The sequence below is a fragment of the Pseudomonas sp. PS01299 genome (assembly GCF_029960145.1).
In the GTDB taxonomy this organism is placed as follows: Bacteria; Pseudomonadota; Gammaproteobacteria; order Pseudomonadales; family Pseudomonadaceae; genus Aquipseudomonas; species Aquipseudomonas putida_A.
Genome location: NZ_JASCPO010000299.1, coordinates 1 through 6,112, shown reverse-complemented (window position 1 = coordinate 6,112; position 6,112 = coordinate 1). Strand labels below are relative to the sequence as shown.

Here is a 6,112-nt window from a genome sequence, read left to right as displayed (position 1 = left end):
GGGCTTGCTCGCGAAAGCGGTGGGTCATCCAACAATGATCGTGACTGACACGGCCCCTTCGCGAGCAAGCCCGCTCCCACCAAAAGCATGCCCGGCGCCATTGAATTAACTTAAGCGGAGGCCCATCACCATGGCCAACCTGAAAATCAAGAATCTGCAAAAAGGCTTCGAAGGTTTTTCCATCATCAAGGGCATCGACCTTGAGGTGAATGACAAGGAATTCGTGGTCTTCGTCGGCCCGTCCGGTTGCGGCAAATCCACCCTGCTCCGACTGATCGCCGGCCTGGAAGAAGTCAGCGGCGGCACCATCGAACTCGATGGCCGCGACATCACCGAAGTCAGCCCGGCCAAGCGCGATCTGGCGATGGTGTTCCAGACCTATGCGCTGTACCCGCACATGACCGTGAAGAAAAACATGTCGTTCGCCCTCGATCTGGCCGGTGTACCGAAAGCCGAAGTCGAGAAAAAGGTCGGCGAAGCGGCGCGCATTCTCGAACTCGGGCCGATGCTCGAGCGCAAGCCCAAACAGCTGTCCGGCGGCCAACGGCAACGGGTCGCCATCGGCCGGGCGATCGTGCGCAATCCGAAGATCTTTCTGTTCGACGAACCGCTGTCCAACCTCGACGCCGCGCTGCGCGTGCAGATGCGTCTGGAGCTGCTGCGTCTGCACAAGGACCTGCAAGCCACGATGATCTACGTGACCCACGATCAGGTCGAAGCGATGACCATGGCCGACAAAGTGGTGGTGCTCAACGGCGGCAAAATCGAGCAGGTCGGCTCGCCGCTGGACCTCTATCACAACCCGGCCAACCTGTTCGTCGCCGGGTTCCTCGGCACGCCGAAAATGGGTTTCCTCAAAGGCAAGATCGCCCGCATCGACGGCCAGACCTGCGAAGTCTCGCTGGACGCCGGCACGCGCATCACCCTGCCGTTCAATGCCGCCAACCTGAGCGTCGGCAGCACCGTGACCCTGGGCATTCGCCCGGAACATCTGGAGCTGGCACAACCGGGCGACTGCACCCTGCAAGTCACCGCCGACGTCAGCGAACGCCTGGGCAGCGACACCTTCTGCCACGTCACCACCAACGCCGGCGAAGCCCTGACCATGCGCGTGCGCGGTGACCTGGCGAGCCGCTACGGCGAGCAACTGAACCTGCACCTGGACGCCAGCCATTGCCACCTGTTCGACGCCGATGGCGTGGCGCTGACCCGCCCGCTTCGCGCCGCGGCCTGAATTTCGAGACCTGTCCGATGAAACTGAATGAACAAAACCTGCACCGCCTCGCCCCCGAGGTGCAACTGCCGTCCTACAGCCTCAGCGACACCCGTCAGGGCATCGCACACATTGGCGTCGGCGGCTTCCACCGCGCCCATCAGGCGTATTACACCGATGCGCTGATGAACACCGGCGAAGCCCTCGACTGGGCGATTTGCGGCGTCGGCCTGCGCGCGGAAGACCGCCGCGCCCGTGACGATCTCAAGGAGCAGGACTACCTGTTCACCCTGTTTGAACTCGGTGATAGCAATGACACCGAAGTCCGGGTGATCGGTGCGATCCGCGACATGCTCCTGGCCGAGGATGGCGCGCAGGCGCTGATCGACAAACTTGCCGATCCGCTGATCCGTATCGTCTCGCTGACCATCACCGAAGGCGGCTACTGCATCGACGACAGCAACGGCGAATTCATGGCGCACCTGCCGCAGATTCAACACGATCTGGCACATCCGCAGGCGCCGAAAACCGTGTTCGGTTTCCTCTGCGCGGCGCTGGAAAAACGCCGTGGCGCGGGCATACCGGCGTTCACGATCATGTCCTGCGATAACCTGCCGCATAACGGCGCGGTGACCCGCAAAGCCCTGCTCGCCTTCGCCACCCTGCGTGACCCGGGGCTGCGCGACTGGATCGAGCAGAACGTCAGTTTTCCCAACGCCATGGTTGATCGCATCACGCCGATGACCAGCACCGCGCATCGCCTGCAACTGGCCGACAAACACGCGGTGGACGATGCCTGGCCAGTGGTCTGCGAGCCGTTTGTGCAATGGGTGCTGGAAGACAAATTCGTCAATGGGCGCCCGGCCTGGGAACAGGTCGGCGTGCAGTTCACCGATGACGTATCGCCCTACGAAGAAATGAAGATCAAACTGCTCAACGGCAGTCACTTGGCGCTGACTTATCTGGGGTTTCTGAAGGGCTACCGCTTCGTTCACGAAACCATGAACGACCCGCTGTTCGTGCGCTACATGCGTGCGTACATGGATCTCGATGTCACCCCACAACTGGCGCCGGTACCGGGCATCGACCTGACCGACTACAAAAATACGCTGGTCGCGCGCTTCTCTAATCAGGCGATTGCCGATCAGCTGGAACGAGTGTGTTCAGACGGCTCGTCGAAGTTTCCCAAGTTCACCATTCCGACGATCAACCGCTTGATTACCGATGGCCAGGAGACCAAGCGCGCAGCGTTGGTGGTGGCGGCCTGGGCGTTGTATTTGAAGGGCGTGGATGAGAATGGCGACACTTATACGATTCCCGATCCACGGGCGGAATTCTGTCAGGGACTGGTGGCGGATGATGCGCTGATTACCCAGCGGTTGCTGGCGGTCGAGGAGATCTTCGGCACGGCGATTCCACGGTCGGCGGAGTTTGTTGCGGCGTTTGAGTGGTGCTGCAACAGCTTGCGCGAGGTGGGGGTGACGCGCACGTTGGAGCGGGTTTTGGCCTGAATTCAGCGGTGAAACCACCGACGCCTTCGCGAGCAAGCCCGCTCCCACAGGGGAACGCGTTTCAAAATGTGGGAGCGGGCTTGCTCGCGAATGGCAGCCTCACCTTGGCAGATCTGAAACCCTGAGGACCTCACTGTGACCACCCGACAACTCTTCCTCGGCATCGACTGCGGCACCCAGGGCACCAAGGCGATCATCCTCGATGCCAGCAACGGTCAGGTGCTCGGCGAAGGCGCGGCCACGCACACGATGATCAGCGGCGCCAATGGCCGGCGCGAGCAGGACACCCAACAGTGGCTCGACGCCTTCGCCCTCGCCACCCGCCGCGCCTTGCTCGCCGCCAATATCGACGGTCAGGCGATTCTCGGCATCGGCGTTTCCGGCCAGCAACACGGTCTGGTACTGCTCGACGATCAGGGCCAGGTGCTGCGCCCGGCCAAACTGTGGTGCGACACCGAAACTACCGATGAAAACGACCGTCTGCTCCAACACCTCGGCGGTGAAAAAGGCTCGCTGGAGCGCCTCGGGGTGGTCATCGCGCCGGGCTACACCGTATCGAAACTGCTTTGGACCAAAGAGCAGCACCCGGATGTGTTTTCGCGTATCGCACACATCTTGTTGCCCCACGACTACCTCAACTTCTGGCTCACCGGCCGCGCCTGCAGCGAATACGGCGACGCCTCCGGCACCGGTTATTTCAACGTGCGCAGCCGTCAGTGGGACTTGCAACTGCTGCGCGACATCGACGCCACGGGCCGCCTGCAAGCCGCGCTGCCGGAGCTGATCGACGCACATCAGGCGGTCGGCACCCTGCTGCCGGCGATTGCCGAACAGCTCGGCCTCAACCCGAATGCGCTGGTCGCCAGCGGCGGTGGCGACAACATGATGGGCGCCATCGGCACCGGCAACATTCAGCCGGGGGCGATCACCATGAGCCTCGGTTCCTCCGGCACGGTGTACGCCTACGCCGAGGCGCCGCAGGTCAGCGCGGATGCTTCGGTTGCCACGTTCTGCTCGTCCAGTGGCGGCTGGCTGCCGCTGATCTGCACCATGAACCTGACCAACGCCACCGGCGCGATCCGCGAACTGTTCGACCTTGATCTCGAACAATTCAACGACCTCGTGGCCCAAGCACCGATCGGCGCCGAAGGCGTGAGCATGCTGCCATTTCTCAACGGAGAGCGCGTCCCCGCACTGCCCCATGCCACCGGCAGTCTGCACGGCCTGACCCTGAGCAACCTGACCCAGGCCAACCTGTGTCGCGCCGTGGTCGAAGGCACCACCTTCGGTTTGCGTTATGGACTGGATCTGTTGCGCCACAATGGTTTACAAAGCCGCAGCATTTGCCTGATCGGCGGCGGTTCGAAAAGTGCAGTGTGGCGGCAGATCGTCGCCGACATCATGAACACCCCGGTGATCTGCACCGAACACAGCGAAGCCGCAGCACTTGGCGCGGCGATTCAGGCGGCGTGGTGCAAGTCATGGTCGAACGGCCACGAAGACACTTTGGCCGATCTGTGCCAGCGCTGCGTGAAGCTCGATCTGCACAGTGAAACCCTGCCGGTCGCCGCCCATGTCGCGGCGTTCCAGCAGGCCTATGAACGCTATCAACAGCATGTCGCAACCCTATAAAGAGCAAACAATTATGTATTTGGTGTGTGGCGAAGCCCTGTTCGATTTCTTCAGCGAAGACGATGCCAGCGGTCTGGCCTCGAAAGTCAATTTCAAGGCGATTGCCGGCGGCTCGCCGTTCAACGTCGCGGTCGGCTTACGCCGTCTGGGCGTGGATTCGGCGCTGTTTGCCGGGCTGTCTACCGACTATCTCGGCCGGCGTTTGCAGCAAGTGCTGCAGGATGAAGGTGTGCGTGCGGACTACCTGGTCGACTTCGCCGCGCCAACCACGCTGGCGATGGTCGCGGTCGGCGCCAACGGTTCGCCGCATTACAGTTTTCGCGGCGAGGGCTGTGCTGATCGCCAATTAAGCCTCGCCCATCTGCCGCAACTGGACGCTGAAGTCCGTGGTCTGCACATCGGCTCGTTCTCGCTGGTGGTGCAACCGATCGCCGACACCCTGCTGACCCTGGTGCAGCGCGAAAGCGGCAAGCGCCTGATCACCCTCGACCCCAACGTACGCCTGAACCCGGAGCCAAACATTGACCTGTGGCGCGAGCGCGTGGCGACCCTGGTGCAACTGGCCGACATGATCAAGGTCAGCGACGAAGACCTGAGCCTGTTGTATCCCGAGCAGGAGCCAAAACGCGTGATCGAAGGCTGGCTGCAGCATCGCTGCCAGTTAGTGTTCCTCACCCGTGGCGGCGAAGGCGCCACCGTATTCAGCCGCGCCCACGGTTCGTGGTCAGTACCGGCGTGCTCGGTGAAGATCGCCGATACCGTCGGCGCCGGCGATACCTTTCAAGCGGCGCTGATTACCTGGTTGACCGAGCAGGAACTGGATTCGGTCGAAGGGGTTCAAGCACTCAGCCGCGAACAGATCGAGGCGATGCTCAGGTTTGCCGTACAGGCGGCCGCCCTTACGTGCAACAAGACCGGTCCGGATTTGCCCTATCGTCACCAGTTGAGCTGAGCGCGTAGACTGTCGGCCTTTTTGCGCGCATGGGGATGACAGTTTGATGTCGGGGCGGACGGCGGGACTTTTGATACTGGCGGGATTACTCAGCGGCTGCGGCACCTCGCCGCCGCGTTCGCCGGAAGACATCTGCGAGATCTTCCGCGAGAAAAGCGACTGGTACGATGCGGCGCAAGTCACGCAGAAACGCTGGGGCGTGCCGATCCAGGTGCCCTTCGCGATCATGTATCAGGAGTCCGGCTACCGCTACGACGCCAAAACACCGCGCAAATACCTGTTGTGGGTGATTCCGTGGGGCCGGGTATCGACAGCCTCCGGCTATGCCCAGGCCAAGGATGAAGTCTGGTCCGACTACCAGAAAAGCACCGGCCGACACGGCGCCGACCGCGAAGACTTCGACGACGCCATCGACTTCGTCGGCTGGTACATGGACAAGACCACTTCGATCAACGGCGTGTACAAGTACGACGCCTATAACCAGTACCTGAACTACCACGAAGGCTGGGGCGGTTTTCGCAACAAAACCTACGCCAGCAAGGCCTGGCTGATGCCGACTGCACGCAAGGTGCAGGCGCGCTCCGACGTGTATGCGCGGCAGTATGCCGGGTGCAAAGAGGATCTGAATCGCGGCTTCTGGAGCCGGTTCTGGCATTGGTTGTAGGGGAGCCTGTGAGGACGCCTTCGCGAGCAAGCACGCTCCCACAGGGGATCAGTGCCGAGCACAAAACTTGTGTTCACCCATGATCCCCTGTGGGAGCGGGCTTGCTCGCGAAGGCGGTCATCCAGACACTGCCGCCCTCA

At 62.0% G+C, this 6,112-nt stretch carries 5 protein-coding genes; all 5 read left to right on the top strand.

Annotated elements, in window-relative coordinates:
• Positions 1–130 precede the first annotated feature (130 nt).
• On the top strand, positions 131–1,234 hold the full coding sequence (gene ugpC, locus QMX91_RS28265; protein WP_282413717.1) for a sn-glycerol-3-phosphate ABC transporter ATP-binding protein UgpC: 1,104 nt from the start codon (positions 131–133) through the stop codon (positions 1,232–1,234).
• 17 nt (positions 1,235–1,251) lie between these two features.
• Positions 1,252–2,724, top strand: a complete 1,473-nt coding sequence (locus QMX91_RS28260) for a mannitol dehydrogenase family protein (protein WP_282413716.1) — start codon at positions 1,252–1,254, stop codon at positions 2,722–2,724.
• Between the two features lie 135 nt (positions 2,725–2,859).
• Complete coding sequence (gene xylB, locus QMX91_RS28255; RefSeq protein ID WP_282413715.1) at positions 2,860–4,356, top strand: xylulokinase; 1,497 nt, start codon at positions 2,860–2,862, stop codon at positions 4,354–4,356.
• A 13-nt stretch (positions 4,357–4,369) separates the two neighbouring features.
• On the top strand, positions 4,370–5,308 hold the full coding sequence (locus tag QMX91_RS28250; protein WP_282413714.1) for a carbohydrate kinase: 939 nt from the start codon (positions 4,370–4,372) through the stop codon (positions 5,306–5,308).
• A gap of 43 nt (positions 5,309–5,351) precedes the next feature.
• A complete protein-coding gene (locus QMX91_RS28245; RefSeq protein ID WP_282413713.1) occupies positions 5,352–5,972 on the top strand; it encodes a hypothetical protein in 621 nt (206 codons plus the stop codon).
• Positions 5,973–6,112 lie beyond the last annotated feature (140 nt).

Coding starts and splice junctions, on each gene's coding strand:
- ugpC (WP_282413717.1), top strand. CDS start 131: ATGGCCAACCTGAAAATCAAGAATCTGCAAAAAGGCTTCGAAGGTTTT.
- QMX91_RS28250 (WP_282413714.1), top strand. CDS start 4,370: ATGTATTTGGTGTGTGGCGAAGCCCTGTTCGATTTCTTCAGCGAAGAC.
- QMX91_RS28260 (WP_282413716.1), top strand. CDS start 1,252: ATGAAACTGAATGAACAAAACCTGCACCGCCTCGCCCCCGAGGTGCAA.